Origin of the sequence: Lentzea fradiae, from assembly GCF_900100955.1 — a bacterium.
GTDB classification, from domain to species: domain Bacteria; phylum Actinomycetota; class Actinomycetes; order Mycobacteriales; family Pseudonocardiaceae; genus Lentzea; species Lentzea fradiae.
Window position 1 is genome coordinate 106,670 of sequence record NZ_FNCC01000014.1, and the last position, 17,505, is coordinate 124,174.

The window sequence follows — 17,505 nt, forward strand, 5'->3', positions numbered from 1 at the left end:
CACGAACACGTGGATGAATCGGCGCGGTGGTGAATGGTCACCACCGCGCCGATTCGCTCAGCGCTTCTCGGCGTAGGCGGCCAGTGACGCGAGCTGGGCGGCGTCCAGGGACGGCCGGACCACCTCGCGTGCCTTGGCCAGGTGCGCCTGCGTCACCTCCGCCGCCTCCAGCGACTCCCGCATCGCCGTGAGCGCCGCCTCGCGGACCAGAGCCGCGCAGTCCGCCGCCGAGTACATGTCCAGCTCGGTGGCCAGCACGGCCAGGTCGACGTCGCCAGCCAGCGGCGTGTTGCGGGACGACGCCTTCAGGATCTCCGTGCGCGCCTCGGCGTCGGGCGGCGGGACGTAGATGATGCGCTCCAGCCTGCCGGGCCGCAGCAACGCCGGGTCGATCAGCTCCGGCCGGTTCGTCGCGGCGATCACCACGACGTCCCGCAGCGGCTCGACACCGTCCAGCTCGGTCAGCAGCGCCGCCACCACCCGGTCGGCCACCCCCGAGTCGGACGACTGGCCGCGGCGCGGGGCGAGGGCGTCGACCTCGTCGAGGAAGACCAGGGCGGGCGCGGCGTCGGCGGCACGGCGGAAGAGCTCGCGGACGGCGCGTTCCGACTCGCCGACGAACTTGTCCATCAGCTCCGCGCCCTTGACCGTGAGCACGTTGAGCTGGCCGGACCCCGCCAGCGCGCGGACCAGGAACGTCTTGCCGCAGCCGGGCGGACCGTAGAGGAGCAGGCCGCGCGGCGGCTCGACGCCCAGCCGGGCGAACGAGTCCGGGTAGCGCAGCGGCCACAGCGCCGCCTCGGTCAGCGCCTGCTTGACCTCCTTCATGTCGCCGACGTCTTCGAGCGTCAGCCCACCCGTCTGCACCGTGTCGGACGCCGACATCGAGATCGGCCGCACCGTGTTCAACGCGCCCAGCAGGTCTTCTTGCCCCACACGGGGTTCCTCGGCGTCACGCTGCCGCAACGCCGCCCGGACCGCGGCCTCCCGCCGCAGCGCGCAAAGGTCGGCCGCCACGAACCCCGGCGTGCGGGCAGCGACCTCACCGAAGTCCACATCGGACTCGACGGGGACGTCCCGCAGCAACACGCGCAGCAGCTCCGTGCGCCCAGCCGCATCGGGCAACGGCAACGTCAGCTCGCGGTCCACCAGATCCGGCGCACGCAACCGCGCGTCCACGGACTCGGCCCGCGCCGACGTGACGACCAACGCGAGGTTCGGCCGCGTCACAGCCGTCCGCAACATGTCCAGCACCACGGTCGCCACCGGCGGCGGCGCCGTGGGCAGCAACGCGTCGACGTCCGTCAGCAGCAACACCGTCGGCTGGTCGGGCACCGCCGCGATCGCGTCCCCGAGCTGCTTGGCCATCGCACCCGGCTCCAGCACGGCGATGCTCGGCGCGGCCAGCTCCACGACCTCAGCGCCCACAGACCGAGCCACGGCCCGGACGAGCGTCGCCTTGCCCACCCCCTCCGGCCCGCTGACCATGGCGGCGAGCCGGGCGGCGGCCCCCAGCTTCGTGAGCAGCTCTGGCTGCCGGAACATCAGCTCCAGCCACTCCGTCAACCGCCGTGCCTGCTCCCGCTGCCCCACCAGATCGGCGACCGGCAACGCCTCGTGCTTCTCCTGCACCACCACAGGCGTCACCTCGGCGGCAGGCGCCGAAGCAGACCGCCACCCCACCACCGTCGACGGCTGCACCGCCACCGGACCCGAGGGGTCGGCGGACGTGATGGTGATCAGCTCGTTCGTCCACGTCATCCCGATGGCGTTGGACAGCTTCCGCCGCGTCTCCGACACGTTCGCACCAGGCGGCGGAGCCAGGTCCTGCGGCAACAACGACACGCTGTCGCCCACCGTGAGCACCTTGCCGGTCAACGCCATCCGCACGTGGTCAGGCGTCAACGCCGTGGTCGCGAGCCGCGACCCCGCCACCGTGATGGACCGGGCACCCGCCACCCGCACCGGCGCCACGACGATCTCCGCCCCCTCCACGACCCCGAGGTTCGTGAGGGTGACGTCGTCGACCAGAACCACCCCGGGCGGCTGCTCCCCGGCGGCGGCGAGCGCCGCACTGACACGGGCACCGGTGAGCTTCACGGCGTCCCAGGCCCGCAGGCCCAGGGCGTCGAGCACCTCGGGGTGCAGGCGGACAACGCCGCGCCGGGTGTCCAGTGCGGACGGGGACAGGCGAGCCGTCAGCGTGATCACGGCGACGACTCTAGTTCGTCGCGTTGATCTCGGTGGACTGTCGTGCCCGGCCCGGACATGCTGGTCGCCTCTCGAAGGGCTCTTCTTCGTGGACGAGTGAAGCCGTTTCGCACACGCTGTCACTTGGGGGGAATGTGGAACTGGAACTCATGCGGCACTCGTGGGCGGATCTTCAAGGTGTTGGCGGCGAAGTCGGCATGATGCCGCGTCTGGTCTTGGACCTCGTCCGGGCGAAGGATCGCGCGCAAGCCGAAGAAGCCTGCACGCGAATCAACAGCCTCGTCTTCTGGAACGGACTGCTTTCGCAGGTTTCGCCGGCGTTGGCCTCTGCGCTGGTGCACGGTCTGTGGCACCGCGGCGAGCACTCGGAGGACCTGATCCTCGGGTTGCTCGCCGACATCGCGGGCGGCTTCGTGGACGAACGCGACTCGACCGCCTTCGGCGAGGTCTCGGTAGAGGACTGCCTTCGAGAGGTCTGCCGCGGGTATCCGGCCTATGTCGAGATCCTGGAGACCGGGGTCAACGCGGATTCGCGAACGGCGTGCATCGACCTGATCGTTCAGTGCGGACTCGCCGACAGCGGTCTCCGTGATCGGTCGATCTTCTTCCTCGTCGAGGCTGTGAGAAGGGCGGATCTCGCGCAGTACAGGTCTGTTATCGAGGACTCGCTGAACGAACCGAGAGCTGTGGAAGGAGGGTGAGTTGCGTCGCGAAGTAGATGAGGCTCTGGCGTGCCTTGAGAGTGTCGGGTTCATCACCAACGCCCATGCCAGAAATTTTCTGCGTGAATACCACGGCCGAAGGTTCCGCCATCTTCCGGCTAAGAACATCTTGGGAGAGATCGTCTGGAGCTGGACCTGGTTCGATCCATCTTTGGTGTGCACCGAGACGGATGCGGACGTGGCTCACCGGTGCTCGGAGGTGGCGGGAGTCGGCTTGTGTCCGCTCGGCGTGGACAGCTTTCATTTGACCGTCTATTCCGGCGACGACGGGAAGTTCTACGCCGGGGTTGACTCGCTGATCTTCCGATACGGAGAAAACATCGATGAGCTGTCCGCGATGATGTGGAGAGGGGTTCGGCCGGTTCTGCTGGGCGAATGGTCTATCCGGTGAGGCGAAGCGAAATGAGTGCGGAGTTCGAAAAGACGTCGCCGGGTCGGAAGAGGCTCGTGGAGACTGCCAGGTCGCTGCCCGTCCTGCCGGAGGAACCGCGTGTGGTGAAGCGACCGTGCGGTGAGCGTTTCTGGTTGTGAGGGAGGTGGATCTCTGCAAATGTCCGACGCTTTGGAGGTCTTCCTCAAAGTAGCTGGCGACACGCGAGTATCGTGGCGTGCTATCGGGCTGGCCGGTAGGGGGATTTCTGCGGTTGCTGCCGGTGCGGCATGGATGATTGACGAGGGGAAGCGCTCTCTGAGCGGGGATGAACTCGCCGACCTCATGATCGCGCAGATCGACGTCATCGACGCGGTGGTCGAGGCTTGGCGCGCGTTCGACGAAGATGAGATCTCCTCTGGAGAACTCGAGGAGCGACTGGAAGACGCTGTGCCGAAGATGGAAGTCTGGTTCCTCCCATCTTCGCGCGGCAAGTAGTTCTAGGGCCGGACACGAAGAACGTGTCCGGCCCTCAGTCAATCCAAACGATCAGGGCTTCGACTGACGCCTCAACCCCAGCTGCCGCCAGGACCGCCGCCGGTTCCCAGCGGTAGGAGTCGTCCCCTCCGCAGCGGCAGCGGTGGAAGCATCCCGCCGAGGCCGACGAACGGCCCGCATGGCCGCACCGGCCACCCGGCTCTGCAAAGGCTGCCGCAGCCCGAGCCGCCGAGCGGCGACCCCGTGCGCCCGCTTGATGGCCCGGCGATCAGCCCCGGTGACGGTCCAAGCCTCAGGGTGCTTGGACAGCCACATGTACCGCCGCACCGAGTAGGGCAGGTGCGCCAGGTACACGACCATCGCGATGATCAAAGCCACCAACGGGTAAGTGATGACCGCGGCGGCCAGAAGACCCACGACGACCAGCAGCGGGGCCACCGCGCGCGGCGGCACCTTCACGGTCTTCACGGACAGGGTGGGGATTCGCGACACCAGCAGCATCGCGACCACGACCGTCCACACGCCGACGACGAGCGGGGAGTTCCACCAGCCGTCGCTGCGCACCTGCTCTTCGATGATCAGGGGCAGCAGCAACAACAACCCGCCTGCCGGAGCCGGGACGCCGACGAAGAACTCCTTCGCGAACGGCGGCTGTTCCTTCTCCAGCAACGTGTTGAAGCGGGCCAGGCGGACCACCATGCAGACCGCGAAGATCAGCGCGATGACCCAGCCCGCGCGGTTGCCCTCGAACTTCCAGAGGTAGATCGCGAGGGCGGGCGCGACGCCGAACGAGATGGCGTCGGCCAGGGAGTCGAGCTCGGCGCCCATTTTGGACGTCGCGTCCAGCAGGCGGGCGATGCGGCCGTCGAGGCCGTCGAAGACGGCCGCGGCCGCGATCGACGCGATGGCCGCGCCCCACATGCCGACGTTCGCGAAGTGCACCGCCGACAGGCCCGCGCACATCGCCAGGACCGTGATCGCGTTCGGCAGCAGGCGAACGCCGGGCCCGCTGGGCGCCATCAGACCTCCGGGAGCTCGGCGAGGACGGTCTCCCCGCCGATCGTGCGCTGGCCTGCCTCGACCAGGACGCGGCTGCCGCGCGGCACGTAGAGGTCCACGCGCGAGCCGAAGCGGATCAGGCCGTAGGTCTGGCCGGCGGTGACCTTGTCGCCCTCGGCGACCTCGCACACGATGCGGCGCGCGACCAGGCCGGCGATCTGCACGACGACGAGGTCGTGGCCGTTGGTGGTGCGCAGCCACACGGTGTTGCGCTCGTTCTCCTCGGACGCCTTGTCGAGGTCGGCCGAGAGGAACTTGCCGGGGTGGTACGAGACCTGGACGACCTCGCCCTCCGCGGGCACGCGCTGCACGTGCACGTCGAAGACCGAGAGGAACACGCTGACGCGCGTCATCGGCTGCGAGCCGAGGCCCAGCTCGGCGGGCGGGACGGCGTCGACCACGTGCGAGACGGTGCCGTCGGCCGGGGCCACCGCGAGGTTCGGGCGGGTCGGGGTGACCCTCTTCGGCTCGCGGAAGAACCACGCCACCCACGCCGTGAGCAGGCCGAGGACGACGCCGAGCCGCTTGGAGCGCAGCCGGACGAGGAGGGTCGCGATCGCCGCACCGGCGACGAACGGGCGCCCTGCCGGGTGCATCGGCGGCACCATGCCGCGCGCGAGTTCGAGGAAGTGGGAGACGGGCTTCTCGCTGCTCATCGTGTCTGTGGGTTCCGTAGCTTCGGTGGGTTGTCGGGCGACATCACGCTACGGCAACACGCCAAGCCGCCTGCGAGCGTGCCGGGAAGACAAGTGGCCGGTCGGCCCGTGCGTCCCCCGACGAACGCACGGGCCGACCGGCGTCCACGTCGAGTGTAATCCCCGTCACATGGACCAACAACGGCGTGTGGTGAGCGTTCTGTCACAGTCCGTCGACGCCGAGCGCGCTCAGCCGCGACCGCACCCCGGGGACGTGGGCGGGGTCCCGGACGGCGGGCTCGACCAGGGGTTCCGGGTGGACCGCAGCTCCGTCGGCCAGGCGCAGCACGAACATCCCTCCCCAGTTGAGCTCCAGGCTCGCCCGTCCGGAGGAGACCAGCTCGTGGGCGACCGCGTTCGCGAGGAGTTCCGTCACGGTCTCGACGGCCGCCTCGTGGACCTCTTCCGGGGTCGCCGAGGCGTCCACGGGCGCTCCGGTCAGCTTGAGCAGCTCGCCCCGTCCCAACGCCGCCAGCACGTCCGTCAGCCGCTCGCCGACCCTGCTCACCCGGCCGGCGTGCCGCAGCGCCTCCGCGTACCGCCGCACGTGCGCGGGGCCGCTGAGCGCGACGACCTCGTCCCAGGTCGCGGCCGGTCCTCCCACGCCGAGCAGGGACGACACGGCCTCCGGCGGGACGCGGGAGAGCAGGGTCCAGCCCGGTCGCTCGTCCACGGGGACGTCGCCGCCGCCCAGCGAGGCCATCGCCGCGACGCGGTCGCGGATCGGCGGGTGGCTGTCGAACACCGACGCCGGTTCGCGGTCGGCCAGCACGCGCTCCAGGGAGCGGAGGGCGTGCACGCGTCGCGGGTGGTCGAGGTAGGCGCGGAAACCCGCGAGCAGCGGTGGTGTGCGCCCGGCCGCGACCGCCAGCGACACGTAGTGCACCAGGTAGTCGCCCCACGCCTCGCCCACCGGGCCGATGCGCAGCAACGCCCGCCGCGCCGCGTCCCGCCCGGCGGCGGCGACCGCCACCTCGTCGGCGAAGCGCTCGTGGTCGCGGCTCTCCGACGCGGCGACCAGGGCGTAGAGGTGCGCCCACGCGCTGAGCAGGCCGAACATCCGGTCGCCGCGCAGCGACAGCTCCAGCGCGAGCTTCGCCCGGTAGGTGGCCGACGCGATCCGGGTGTGGCCGCCGCCGTAGTGCCCGAGCTCGTGGGCGAGCACCGAGCGCAGCTCGCCGACGCCCAGCCCGGCCACCAGCGGCAGCCCGAGCTCCAGGTAGCGCACGCCGCGGCGTTCCCACACGCTCGCGTTCGCGCCGTCGACCAGCCGGACGTCGTCGGGGCCGCGGGTGCCCGCGAGGCGCGCCAGCTCCTCGACGTGCCGCCACAGCTCGGGGTGCTCCTCGCGGGACATCCGGAACCCGGACGGCCGCGGTCGCGCGAACACCGCCAGCAGCGACGCCCACAGCGCCGGGCCGCCCAGCGCCACGGCGACGACGAGCAGCCAGGCGCCGCCTTCCACGTCGCCGAGCGAGAACCGCCAGACCGCGAGCGCCGTCAGCCCGCCGGTCAGCGCCACCGCGAGCACGAAGAAGCCCGCGAGCATCACGAGCGCCAGCACCGCTCTCATCCCCGTGCCCCCAGCGGGTCGTCTACTGCAGGTGTCTGACGGTGACCTCGGCCCCCGCCGCCAGCTCCGTGACGTCCTCCGGCACCTCGATCAGGCAGTTCGACTGCGCGAGCGCCGACAGCAGGTGCGAGCCGGGACCGCCGACCGGGGTCACGACCTCGCCCGACGACGGGTCGTAGAGGCCACGGCGGAACTGCGTCCGCCCCGACGGGGACGTGAGCGACGCCGACAGGGTGGCCCGCGCGGTCGTCCTGTCGACGTTCTGGTGGCCCATCGACCGCAGCAGCGCGGGCCGCACGAACACCTCGAACGACACCTGCGCGCTCACCGGGTTGCCCGGCAGCGCCAGCACCGGCAGGCCCTCGTACCGGCCGGCGCCCTGCGGCCCGCCCGGCTGCATGGCGACCTTCGTGAACCGCACGTCGTGGGTCGCCAGCGCGTCCTTGACCACCTCGTACGCACCCGCGCTGACCCCTCCGGAGGTCATGATCACGTCGACGGAGCCGAGGTGGGGGCGGAGGACCTCGTGGAACGCCTCGACGTCGTCCGGCACGAACCGCAGCCGGACGGCGACACCGCCCGCGTCCCTGACCGACGCGGCCAGCATCATGCCGTTCGACTCGTAGATCTGCCCCGGCTCCAGCGGCGTGCCGGGCTCGACCAGCTCGGAGCCCGTCGACAGCACCAGCACGCGCGGGCGGCGCCGCACCGGCAGCTCGGCGATCCCCAGCGCGGAGGCGAGCCCGAGCGTGGACGGGCGCAGCACCGTGCCCGCGACCAGCACCGCGTCACCCTTGCGCACGTCGTCGCCCGCGGTGCGGATGTTCGCCCCGGCCGCGACGGCCCGCTCGACCGTCACGGTCTCCGTGCCCGCGTCGGTCCACTCGACCTGGACCACCGCGTCCGCGCCGGGCGGCACCGGGGCGCCCGTCATGATCCGCTGGGCCGTGCCGGGCTTCAGCGCGGTCAGCTCCACGCGGCCCGCCGGGATGTCGTCGGCGACCGGGAGCCGCACCGGCAGCCCGCCCGCCAGGTCGGCCGCGCGCACCGCGTACCCGTCCATCGCGGAGTTGTCGAACGGCGGCAGGGACAGCGGCGCGATGACGTCGGCGGCCAGCACGAGCCCGAGGCACTCCTCGAGCGGCAGCTGCAGCACGGGCATCAGTCCGACGAGCTCGGCGACGCGTTGACGGTGTTCGGCGACAGACGTGGGGGACACGACTGCATACTGCCAACGTCACGCCGGTCGTGACGATCGCTTCGCGCAGTTCTTCACCGGAGGTGTTGTTCGTGCAGGTCCGGACCAGGCACACACCGACGTTCGGCGTGGCGAGACTCGTGCTCGCGCCCGGCGAGATGGTGCTGGTCGACCCGATGACCATCGCCGCCACGAGCTACGGCCTCGTGGTCGAGGTGAAGGGCGGGAGCCCCAAGGCCGTGGCGCTGTGCACGGCGGGCGTGGAGGGCGGCTGGGTCGACGCGGCCCCCGTGCTGCCCGGCGACCTGCACCTCGTCGAGCTCGACGGGACGAGCGGCTGGTGCATCGCGCGGCACGGCTGGATCGCGTCCAGCAGCACGGTGGTGATGAATCCCGGCGCACCGGTCGTGAAAGCGCTCTTCGGCGGCGCCGAGGGCTTTCTGAACTACGCGCAGGGACAGGGCGCGGTGGTCGTCGCCTGTTGCGGCGCGCTCGACCTCGTGACGCTCGCGGTGGGGGAGGCCGTGACCATCAGCAGCGATCACGTCGTGGCGTTCGCGGACAGCGTGCAGTGCCGGTTGCGGCCCTCGGTCCCGGACGGCGTGCAGTCCGTTCACACCGGTGAGGGCCTGGTCTTCGACTTCGCCGGTCCCGGTGCCGTCATCACCCAGACGCGCGGACCTCGCCGGCTCACCACCTGGTTGCGCGCCAACGGAGTCAGCTCGCGTTCGTGACTCCGTAAGACTCCGTAAGGAGGTATCCGAGTGACCCCTCTTCTTTTAGCGTTGCGTTCTGCTTGCGTGATCTGAAGGAGGACGCCTTGGCTCTCGGTACCGTCAAGTGGTTCAACTCCGAAAAGGGATACGGCTTCATCGCAACCGACGGCGGGCCCGACGTGTTCGTGCACTACTCGGCGATCCAGATGGAAGGCTTCCGGACGCTCTCCGAAGGCGATCGCGTGGAGTTCGAGGTGCAGGCCGGACGCGATGGGCGCAGCCAGGCGTCGGACGTGCGCCGCGCCGGCTAGGCGTCGCGCGGGACCCCCGCGCCGGAGATCCTCTGATCACAGCTTGGACCAACCCCGGGCACGCCGATCTCGGCGGGCGTTAGGCTGCCTCGCGTGTCTGAGGACCTGAGCGGACGGCGGATCGCCCACTACCGGATCGACGGCGTGCTCGGCCGTGGTGGCATGAGCGTGACCTACCGGGCCACGGACGTGAGGCTCGGCCGCAAGGTCGCGCTCAAGGTCATCGGTGAGCACCTCGCACCCGACGCGGAGTTCCGCGAGCGGTTCGTGGACGAGGCGCGCAACACCTCGGCCATCGACCACGCGAACATCGTGCCGCTGTACGACTTCGACGAGGTCGACGGCCTGCTCTACATCGCCATGCGGCTCGTGGACGGCCAGGACCTGGCCGGCCACATCAAGGAGGGGCCGCTCACCCCCGAACGGACGCTGACGCTGCTCGGCCAGGTGGCCGAGGCGCTCGACATGCTGCACGGCAAGGGCCTCGTGCATCTGGACGTGAAGCCCGCCAACGTCCTGGTGACCACCAAGGAGGGCGTGCGCGAGCACGTCTACGTCGCCGACTTCGGCCTGACCCGCCGCGGCGCCACCGGGCACCGCACCCGTACGGGTGATTTCCTCGGTTCGCCCACCTACGCGGCGCCGGAGCACCTGCGCGGTGAGCCCGTCGACGGCCGCACCGACCAGTACGCGCTCGCCTGCATGCTCTTCGCCTGCCTGTCCGGCCGCCCGCCGTTCCAGGGCGGCGTGCAGGAGGTCATCGCGGGCCACCTCGGCCAGAACGTGCCGGTGTTGTCGCAGCTCGTGGCGTTGCCGCCCGCGATAGACGAGGTGATCCGCAAGGGCACCGCGAAGGACCCGGCCCAGCGGTTCGCGAGCTGCGCGGAGCTGGTCGCCGCCGCGCGCGTCGCGCTCGCCGGGGCCGCGTCCGGAGCCGTTCCCGCCCAGCTCGGGCCGTCCTCCGGCGGCGTGCCCGCGCAGCAGTCGCCCGCGTCCGGCCCGGTCGGCCAGCAGAACCCGTACCAGGCCGGCTACCAGCAGTCGCCGCTGTCGGACCCGGTCCGCCTGCGCCCGCCGAACCAGGTCGGCGTGAGCGCTTTCACGCCGACCCGCAAGGAACGGCCCGCGTGGTTCGCGCCGGTCGTCGCCGCCGCGGTGGCGATCGTGGTGATCGTCATCGTCGTCATCATCCTGTCTCCCGGGGACGAACCCGCTCGTCAGCCCAAGACGAACTCCTCCCCGACGCTCAACATCGGCGACGACGAGACGACCTCCCGCAAGCCACTGCCGACCTCCGTCCCGGTGCGCACCACCGGCTGAGAGTCACCTGAGGCGGCTTGCACTCGACGTGGCCGAGTGCTAAACACGTCTTAGCACTCGGCTGAGTCGAGTGCCAACGAAGTGAGGCTGGGAAGGTGAGGCCCTCCGCCGCGAGGCGGGGGAGTCGTCCGTCGCGGGCACCGAACCTGGCCAATCGCACCGTGTTCCGCTGTGGGCCCTGCCGGCCCGCAGTGGCCCAGAAACCACAAAGGCGGAGGAACACACCGCAATGGCCAAGATGATTGCGTTCGACGAGGACGCCCGCCGCGGTCTCGAGCGGGGTATGAACACCCTCGCTGACGCCGTCAAGGTGACGCTCGGCCCGAAGGGCCGCAACGTCGTGCTCGAGAAGAAGTGGGGTGCGCCGACGATCACCAACGACGGCGTCTCCATCGCGAAGGAGATCGAGCTCGAGGACCCGTGGGAGAAGATCGGGGCCGAGCTCGTCAAGGAAGTCGCGAAGAAGACCGACGACGTTGCCGGTGACGGCACCACCACCGCGACCGTGCTCGCCCAGGCGCTGGTCCGCGAGGGCCTGCGCAACGTGGCCGCCGGCGCCAACCCGCTCGGCCTCAAGCGGGGCATCGAGCAGGCCGTCGAGGCGGTCGCCGAGCAGCTGCTGAAGGCCGCCAAGGAGATCGAGACGAAGGAGCAGATCGCTGCTACCGCGTCCATCTCCGCCGCCGACCCCACGATCGGCGAGCTCATCGCCGAGGCGATGGACAAGGTGGGCAAGGAAGGCGTCATCACCGTCGAGGAGAGCAACACCCTGGGGCTCGAGCTCGAGCTCACCGAGGGCATGCGCTTCGACAAGGGTTACATCTCCGGTTACTTCGTGACCGACCCCGAGCGTCAGGAAGCGGTCCTCGAGGACCCGTACATCCTGCTGTTCGGCTCCAAGATCTCCACGGTCAAGGACCTGCTCCCGCTGCTCGAGAAGGTCATGCAGTCCGGCAAGCCGCTGCTGATCATCTCCGAGGACGTCGAGGGCGAGGCCCTGGCCACGCTGGTCGTCAACAAGATCCGCGGCACCTTCAAGTCCGTCGCCGTCAAGGCGCCCGGCTTCGGTGACCGCCGCAAGGCCATCCTCCAGGACATCGCCACCCTCACCGGTGGCCAGGTCATCACCGAGGACGTCGGCCTCAAGCTGGAGAACGCCGACATCTCGCTGCTGGGCAAGGCCCGCAAGGTCGTCGTCACCAAGGACGAGACGACCATCGTCGAGGGCTCGGGCGACGCCGACCAGATCCAGGGTCGCGTCAACCAGATCCGCGCCGAGATCGAGAAGTCGGACTCCGACTACGACCGCGAGAAGCTCCAGGAGCGCCTCGCCAAGCTCGCCGGCGGCGTCGCCGTCATCAAGGCGGGCGCGGCCACCGAGGTCGAGCTCAAGGAGCGCAAGCACCGCATCGAGGACGCGGTGCGCAACGCCAAGGCCGCCGTCGAGGAGGGCATCGTCGCCGGTGGTGGCGTCGCGCTGCTCCAGGCCGCCGAGGCCGCCTTCGCGGGCCTGAAGCTCACGGGCGACGAGGCCACCGGTGCCAACATCGTCAAGGTCGCCGTCGAGGCTCCCCTCAAGCAGATCGCGGTCAACGCCGGTCTCGAGGGTGGCGTCGTCGTCGAGCGCGTCAAGTCCCTGCCCGCGGGCGAGGGTCTCGACGCCGCGACCGGCGAGTACAAGGACCTCGTGGCCGCGGGCATCATCGACCCGGCCAAGGTCACGCGTTCCGCGCTGCAGAACGCCGCGTCCATCGCCGCGCTGTTCCTGACGACCGAGGCCGTCGTCGCGGACAAGCCGGAGAAGAACGCCGCTCCGGCCGCGCCTGACGCCGGCGGCATGGACTTCTGAGTTTCGGCTCTCAGGTCTGGAAGGGCCCGGTTCGCCCCCTCGGGGCGGGCCGGGCTTTTTCGTGTTTTCCGCGGCTTTGGTGAGGTGCGACGATTCGCCTTGCGACGGGGTGGGTGCACCCCTTCGCCGGGGCGGGTGTCCGAACCTCCACCTCGCGTGGCCGCTTGGCTGGCGCTGGTGTGAAGCGCGCGGAGGTCCCACACGTTTCACGGGAGGGTCGCCCGGTGAGCTACACGCTTGACATCTGGTACTACCGCGAGGACGACAGGACCAGGCATGCGAACACTCCGGTGGCCGTCAGCTCGAACTCCGAGCTGAGGGAACTGGTGGGGTACGTACTGGCGCACGCGCAGCCGCACCCGGTGCAGATCGTCGCTCGTGAGCGTCCCAAGATCGGGCCGTACGACGAACCGGACACGTTGGTCGAACTTGCCGTCGCGGGTCCAGAGCGCGTGGGTGCCTTGTTGTTCCTGAGCCCGGAGTCGTGGGAACCGCCGGAGGAAGGTGACACCTCGACCGGGGTGTACGTCACCTTGAACGAGCAGCCCTCCACGGATGCACCGGTCCTGTACGTCGATGTGGACACCAGGACACCGTTCCCGGCCGATGCCGCACTTCCGATCGACCGCGTCGTCGCGGCGCTGGAGGAGTTCCGTCAGACCGGTGAACGCCCGGCCTGCGTGCACTGGCAGGAGTCGCTCGTCTCCTGACGGCCTTCGAACCGGTGTCCGGCGGGGTCAGAGGAGGTCGCCGACAGGGATGACGGTGCAGCGGCGGAGCTCGCGGATCTGGGCCGCGGCGACCATCCAACGCCGGGCGGGGTCCTCGTAGGGGAGGTTCGCGACACCGGCGAGCGCGGGACCGAGCAGCCCTTGCCGGTACACCGTGCCGCGCACTCCCGCGATCGGGAACTCGCGGGCGCGCACCGCGACCGCGCCTCGTTGCAGTGCCGGGCAGCGTCGCACCGAAGTCGCCACGCAGTGCGCGCAGACGGGAGGTTCGACCGAACCCATGCCCTCCGGCCATCCCGGCCAGTCGCCCTGGAAGTCGCGCAGCAGCCACAGGACGCCGTCGGGAGTCCGGTCGGCGGGTCCGGCGCAGACCTGGCAGAGCAGTTCGGCCATGGCGCGGCGCTGGCGTGCCGGGTGCACCTTGCCGAACTCCGGCTTGCCCGCTCCGCGACGTTCGCTGACCTGGTGCCAGAGCACCCCGTGGTCGTCTCTGTCGCTCGTCAGTTCGCTCGCGTAGCCGATGCCGTCCGGGCCGAGCACCGGACGAGGGCTCAGGTCTTGTTCCGCGGTCCACTGCGTGATGTACGGCGCGATCACGACCGGCTTGCCCATCCGCGTTCCCTTCGCGACGGTGACGTCCCTGAGTCCAAAGAGGACGACCGCCACCGCGGTCTTCTCCTGGCAGAGCCCGCCCTGGGCCGCAACTGTGACGAAGGAGCCCAGGACGGGTGCTCGCGACGAGATGTGCGAGCAGAACGACCCTAAAACCGCGATTGCAGCTTGGATAGATACACGATCGAGCGATTCGCGGGCCTGCGCAGATCGGGCAGACTGTCCATGATCAGAAGGAGAAGCGGAGATGACGCAGGGCCCGACCGACTTCAAGAAGAGCCTCGGCAAGCGCCTGAGCGAGCTGATGGACCGCGCCGGGCTCGGCAAGGCCGAGATCGCCGAGGCTCTCGACTGCTCGGCCGCCAAGGTGTTCCGCATCCTGCGAGGCGATGTCGGAGTCAACGCGTCCGAACTGGACAGGCTGCTCGACCTGCTTGGTGTCAAAGGCAAAGAGCGTGACGAGCTCAAGCAGCTCGGCAAGGAGGCGAAGAGACGCCGTCCGCCGACGCCGTGGGGCACCGCCGTGCCGGAGGGACTCCGCAAGTACTTCGGGACCGAGGAAAGCGCCACCCTGATCCGGACCTACGACCCGGAACTCATCAATGGCTTGGCGCAGACCGAGACGTACATGCGGAGTGTGATCGAGGCGAGCACGTTGCACCGCCCCGGTGATGTGCCGAGGCTGGTGCAGGCCCGTCAGGCGAGGCAGCGCTTCTTGGAGGAGCGTCTCCGCGGGGAAGATCCGCCACAGCTGCATCTCGTGTTGAGCGAAGGTGTCATCCGGCGTGAGATCGGCGGTCCGGACGGGATGCGCGAGCAGTTGCGGCATCTGGTCGAGCTGACCCGGCGCCGGCGCGGTGGCGACAAGCGGCGTGGAGCGGCCGGGCCGGTGGTCGTCCAGGTCGTGCCGTTCTCGGCCGGTGCTCACTCCGCCTGCGGGTTCCCGTTCACGTTGTTCACGCCGCCGGACGGCACCGTCGTGGCCTACACCGAGAACCTGACCGACGGGATCTTCGTGTCGGAGGCCGGTCGCGTCGAGTCCTACGAGACGACCTGGCAGGCGCTGCTGGCCAGTGCGTTGTCACCCTCGGAGTCCGTCGAGCTGCTCGATACTGTTGCCCGGCAACTGTGACGGCAACACGGAGGAGGTGCGGGCATGGTCCCGGACCTGGACAACGCGGCGTGGCGCAGGTCGAGCCACTCCGGTGGCAACGGAGGTCAGTGCGTCGAACTGGCGCTGATCGGCGAGCACGCCGCCGTGCGTGACAGCAAGAACGCCGGGGGAGACGTGCTGGTCATGAGTGCGGGCGCGTTGAACCGTTTCGTCGACGCGGCCAAGAGCGGTCGCCTCTGACGAGCCCTGCGGGGGCGTCCACCTCGAAGGACCGCCCGATGGCGAGGTGGCCGCCCCCGCGGCCGAAGCGCAGCGAAAACCGAGAACCCCAGAAACCCCAGAAAGCCCCAGTCAGAACGTCACAGCATGATCGTCGGCGTCACCACGGTGCGGCCCGGTTCACCGCGCGAGTTCACCAGGTGCACCAGGATCTGGGTGGTGCCGGTCGGGACGTCGGGCAGGACGAAGCGGCCTCCGTCGTCGGCTCGGGTGGTCGACGACTTGTCGCCGGCCACGCGGACCTCTACCTCGTGTTCGCCCGCCGGGACCAGCCAGCCGTCTATGCGGTGGCGGGAGCCGGTCGAGGTGAAGTTCACCATCAGGGTCAGGTTGTCGACCGTGAAGGTGATGGTGCCGGTCTGGCCGCCGCGGACGCCCGCGAACGAGCCCGCTCGTTCCCAGCGGGCCACCTCGACGTCGAGGGACTCCAGGGCTATCGCGAACTTCACGCGGTCCACGAGGTCGGCGGGCGGTGGGTCCAGTTCGTCCACGAGCCTGGCCAGTTCGGAGAGGACTGCGGTGTCCTCAAGGCCCCTGCGGTCGTCGCGCGGGTCGATCTCGTTCACCGCGATCCTCCTTCCGTCTCCAGGTAGTTGCGCAGCAGGGTCAGGCACCGTCCCCTGGTCGGACCGATGCTGCCGTGGGGCATGGCGAGCGCCTCGGCGACTGCTCGGTACTCGGCGCGACCCGCGAGCACGGTGAGCCGGAGCAGTTCCTGGCACCTCGTCGTCAGTCGGCCGAACGCGAGCCACAGGCGGCGGTCGCGGTCGTCCATCAGCGTCACGTCCTCGGGCAGGCCGGTGTCGGATTCGAGCTGTTCCGCGAACTCGTCGGACAGGTGCGTCTCACGCTTGTTGGGTGTCCAGGTTCGGCGCGCTTCACGCCTCGTCGTGACAACGAGGTATCCGACCAGGGCTTTTGGCTCGTGGATGTTCTCGATGTTCTTGAGGAAGGCGAGCCACACCGTCTGGACGACGTCCTCGGCGGCGGTCCGGTCGAGTCCCTGGCCGCGGGCGACGTGCCACAGCAGGGGGTTCAGCTCGGTCACGAGGACGTCCAGGGCGTTCCGGTTGCCCTCGCGGGCAGCCGCCACGCAGACCGCGTGACGTTCGGTGCCTTCAAGCCCGTCCCACGGCGGACGGTCGTCCGCCGTGTGCAGCTCGTCCATGCAGCACCTCCGATCGGCCGCCCTGTCAGCGCCGTCCGCCAACTCATGAAGGGCTAACTGGGCGGTAGATACAAAAACCACTCGAATGGAGCAGTATCGCCGCCGAGCTGAACCTCATCTTTCCCCGGACGTGCCGGCGGCCCGTGATCCCCCCTCGCATCACGGGCCGCCGGTGTGGGAGCGCGCGTCGGCCGGCACCCCTCGAACCGGCCGAAGCTGGTGCTCCACGTCTTGGACAGCGCTCACTGGAGTAAGAGCGGAACTCCGGCGAGCAGATACAGCGTTCGACGCGCGGAACCGCGACGCGGCTCCCGATTCGCCAAAGCACATGACGCTGACCGATATGGTCCAGACCATGCCGATTCTCGAAGTGATCGCCCTCGACGCGCCGGACGCGGAGGCCGCCCAGGCGGGCGGTGCAGACCGGCTCGAGCTGGTCGCCGACATGGCCTCCGACGGGCTCACCCCGTCCGTCGCCACCTTCAGGGAGGTCCGCGCGGCCGTCGACCTCCCGATCCGCGTAATGCTGCGGGACGCCGCCGGGTTCGCGCCCGGTGACCTCACGCGGCTGCGTCGTCAGGCGGCGGAGCTGCGGGAGGCGGGTGCCGCGGAGTTCGTGCTCGGTTTCCTCGACGCGGAGGGAGAAGTCGACGAGGGCGTCACCTCGGGCCTCGTCGCGGAGTTGGAAGGATGTGCCTGGACGTTCCACCGCGCGCTGGACAACTCGAACGACGTCTTCCGCTCGTGGGCGGCCGTCCAGGCGCTCGGGTGCGACACGGTCCTCGCCGCCGGCAGCTCCCGCGGGGTGGAGGATGGCATCGAAAAACTGAAGAAACTGGTGACCCAGGCCCCGCCCGCGCTGCTCGTCGGCGGCGGGCTGCACCAGCGGCACGTCGCGGAACTGCTGGCAGCGGGCGTGACGGGCTTCCACGTCGGCAGTGCGGTGCGTCCCGGCGGGTGGTCCTCACCTGTCGACGGCGCGGCTGTCCGTGAATGGGTCACTCTTCTGGTCTAGACCCTTGCTCCGGTCCGTTCTACAGTCACGTTGCTTCCTGTGAAATAGCAGTTGCACTATACGC

At 69.9% G+C, this 17,505-nt stretch carries 19 protein-coding genes; 11 read left to right on the forward strand and 8 right to left on the reverse strand.

Annotated features, from left to right (window positions below; translation table 11 throughout):
• Positions 1-57: 57 nt before the first annotated feature.
• Entirely contained in the window at positions 58-2,211 is a 2,154-nt protein-coding gene (locus BLT23_RS30145) for an AAA family ATPase (RefSeq protein WP_090055050.1), read from the reverse strand.
• Positions 2,212-2,345: 134 nt separating this feature from the next.
• Between BLT23_RS30145 and BLT23_RS30150 the strand changes: the two genes are divergently transcribed.
• From BLT23_RS30150 to BLT23_RS30160, 3 genes are all read left to right on the forward strand, one after another.
• Positions 2,346-2,912: a hypothetical protein gene (locus BLT23_RS30150; RefSeq protein WP_143036092.1), complete on the forward strand. Its 567-nt coding sequence runs from the start codon at positions 2,346-2,348 to the stop codon at positions 2,910-2,912.
• A 1-nt stretch (position 2,913) separates the two neighbouring features.
• Complete coding sequence (locus tag BLT23_RS40260; protein ID WP_176946977.1) at positions 2,914-3,324, forward strand: SUKH-3 domain-containing protein; 411 nt, start codon at positions 2,914-2,916, stop codon at positions 3,322-3,324.
• Positions 3,325-3,483: 159 nt separating this feature from the next.
• Positions 3,484-3,801, forward strand: coding sequence for a hypothetical protein (locus BLT23_RS30160; protein WP_090055058.1), 318 nt, complete (start codon positions 3,484-3,486; stop codon positions 3,799-3,801).
• A 51-nt stretch (positions 3,802-3,852) separates the two neighbouring features.
• Here BLT23_RS30160 and pssA read toward each other — a convergent pair whose 3' ends face one another.
• The 4 genes from pssA to moeA all read right to left on the reverse strand — a co-directional run bounded on the left by pssA (position 3,853) and on the right by moeA (position 8,347).
• Positions 3,853-4,821: a CDP-diacylglycerol--serine O-phosphatidyltransferase gene (gene pssA, locus BLT23_RS30165; RefSeq protein WP_090055061.1), complete on the reverse strand. Its 969-nt coding sequence runs from the start codon at positions 4,819-4,821 to the stop codon at positions 3,853-3,855.
• Positions 4,821-5,516, reverse strand: a complete 696-nt coding sequence (locus BLT23_RS30170; protein WP_090055063.1) for a phosphatidylserine decarboxylase — start codon at positions 5,514-5,516, stop codon at positions 4,821-4,823. The genes pssA and BLT23_RS30170 overlap by 1 nt, the downstream gene beginning before the upstream one ends.
• Positions 5,517-5,718: 202 nt before the next feature.
• Positions 5,719-7,128: a M48 family metallopeptidase gene (locus tag BLT23_RS30175; protein WP_090055065.1), complete on the reverse strand. Its 1,410-nt coding sequence runs from the start codon at positions 7,126-7,128 to the stop codon at positions 5,719-5,721.
• 22 nt (positions 7,129-7,150) lie between these two features.
• Entirely contained in the window at positions 7,151-8,347 is a 1,197-nt protein-coding gene (moeA, locus tag BLT23_RS30180; protein ID WP_281248920.1) for a molybdopterin molybdotransferase MoeA, read from the reverse strand.
• Positions 8,348-8,418: 71 nt separating this feature from the next.
• On the opposite strand from moeA, the gene BLT23_RS30185 reads away from it, so the two are divergent.
• The 5 genes from BLT23_RS30185 (at position 8,419) to BLT23_RS30205 (ending at position 13,232) form a co-directional block, all read left to right on the forward strand.
• Positions 8,419-9,060 carry an AIM24 family protein gene (locus tag BLT23_RS30185; protein ID WP_090055450.1) on the forward strand — a complete coding sequence of 214 codons (642 nt, stop codon included), beginning with the start codon at positions 8,419-8,421 and terminating at the stop codon, positions 9,058-9,060.
• An 86-nt stretch (positions 9,061-9,146) separates the two neighbouring features.
• A complete protein-coding gene (locus tag BLT23_RS30190) occupies positions 9,147-9,353 on the forward strand; it encodes a cold-shock protein (protein ID WP_030470913.1) in 207 nt (68 codons plus the stop codon).
• Between the two features lie 93 nt (positions 9,354-9,446).
• A complete protein-coding gene (locus tag BLT23_RS30195; protein WP_090055067.1) occupies positions 9,447-10,673 on the forward strand; it encodes a serine/threonine-protein kinase in 1,227 nt (408 codons plus the stop codon).
• Between the two features lie 229 nt (positions 10,674-10,902).
• Positions 10,903-12,522 carry a chaperonin GroEL gene (groL, locus tag BLT23_RS30200; protein WP_090055069.1) on the forward strand — a complete coding sequence of 540 codons (1,620 nt, stop codon included), beginning with the start codon at positions 10,903-10,905 and terminating at the stop codon, positions 12,520-12,522.
• A gap of 224 nt (positions 12,523-12,746) precedes the next feature.
• Positions 12,747-13,232: an Imm1 family immunity protein gene (locus tag BLT23_RS30205; protein ID WP_176946978.1), complete on the forward strand. Its 486-nt coding sequence runs from the start codon at positions 12,747-12,749 to the stop codon at positions 13,230-13,232.
• A gap of 27 nt (positions 13,233-13,259) precedes the next feature.
• Here BLT23_RS30205 and BLT23_RS30210 read toward each other — a convergent pair whose 3' ends face one another.
• Positions 13,260-13,919, reverse strand: a complete 660-nt coding sequence (locus BLT23_RS30210; RefSeq protein ID WP_218133938.1) for a hypothetical protein — start codon at positions 13,917-13,919, stop codon at positions 13,260-13,262.
• Positions 13,920-14,112: 193 nt separating this feature from the next.
• Here BLT23_RS30210 and BLT23_RS30215 point away from each other — a divergent pair, with 193 nt between their 5' ends.
• Both BLT23_RS30215 and BLT23_RS30220 read left to right on the forward strand, forming a co-directional pair.
• Complete coding sequence (locus BLT23_RS30215) at positions 14,113-14,997, forward strand: helix-turn-helix domain-containing protein (RefSeq protein WP_090055073.1); 885 nt, start codon at positions 14,113-14,115, stop codon at positions 14,995-14,997.
• A 24-nt stretch (positions 14,998-15,021) separates the two neighbouring features.
• Positions 15,022-15,219 (forward strand): DUF397 domain-containing protein, encoded by a 198-nt coding sequence (locus BLT23_RS30220; RefSeq protein WP_090055075.1) that lies wholly within the window; start codon positions 15,022-15,024, stop codon positions 15,217-15,219.
• Between the two features lie 119 nt (positions 15,220-15,338).
• Here BLT23_RS30220 and BLT23_RS30225 read toward each other — a convergent pair whose 3' ends face one another.
• Both BLT23_RS30225 and BLT23_RS30230 read right to left on the reverse strand, forming a co-directional pair.
• Positions 15,339-15,815, reverse strand: a complete 477-nt coding sequence (locus BLT23_RS30225) for a carboxypeptidase regulatory-like domain-containing protein (protein ID WP_425434428.1) — start codon at positions 15,813-15,815, stop codon at positions 15,339-15,341.
• A 5-nt stretch (positions 15,816-15,820) separates the two neighbouring features.
• Entirely contained in the window at positions 15,821-16,426 is a 606-nt protein-coding gene (locus BLT23_RS30230; RefSeq protein ID WP_090055079.1) for an RNA polymerase sigma factor, read from the reverse strand.
• Positions 16,427-16,769: 343 nt separating this feature from the next.
• On the opposite strand from BLT23_RS30230, the gene BLT23_RS30235 reads away from it, so the two are divergent.
• Positions 16,770-17,441, forward strand: a complete 672-nt coding sequence (locus tag BLT23_RS30235; protein ID WP_090055082.1) for a copper homeostasis protein CutC — start codon at positions 16,770-16,772, stop codon at positions 17,439-17,441.
• The last annotated feature ends 64 nt before the right edge of the window (positions 17,442-17,505 follow it).

Coding starts and splice junctions, on each gene's coding strand:
- BLT23_RS30160 (WP_090055058.1), top strand. CDS start 3,484: ATGTCCGACGCTTTGGAGGTCTTCCTCAAAGTAGCTGGCGACACGCGA.
- pssA (WP_090055061.1), bottom strand. CDS start 4,821: ATGGCGCCCAGCGGGCCCGGCGTTCGCCTGCTGCCGAACGCGATCACG.
- BLT23_RS30170 (WP_090055063.1), bottom strand. CDS start 5,516: ATGAGCAGCGAGAAGCCCGTCTCCCACTTCCTCGAACTCGCGCGCGGC.
- BLT23_RS30175 (WP_090055065.1), bottom strand. CDS start 7,128: ATGAGAGCGGTGCTGGCGCTCGTGATGCTCGCGGGCTTCTTCGTGCTC.
- groL (WP_090055069.1), top strand. CDS start 10,903: ATGGCCAAGATGATTGCGTTCGACGAGGACGCCCGCCGCGGTCTCGAG.
- BLT23_RS30215 (WP_090055073.1), top strand. CDS start 14,113: ATGACGCAGGGCCCGACCGACTTCAAGAAGAGCCTCGGCAAGCGCCTG.
- BLT23_RS30220 (WP_090055075.1), top strand. CDS start 15,022: ATGGTCCCGGACCTGGACAACGCGGCGTGGCGCAGGTCGAGCCACTCC.
- BLT23_RS30230 (WP_090055079.1), bottom strand. CDS start 16,426: ATGGACGAGCTGCACACGGCGGACGACCGTCCGCCGTGGGACGGGCTT.
- BLT23_RS30235 (WP_090055082.1), top strand. CDS start 16,770: ATGGTCCAGACCATGCCGATTCTCGAAGTGATCGCCCTCGACGCGCCG.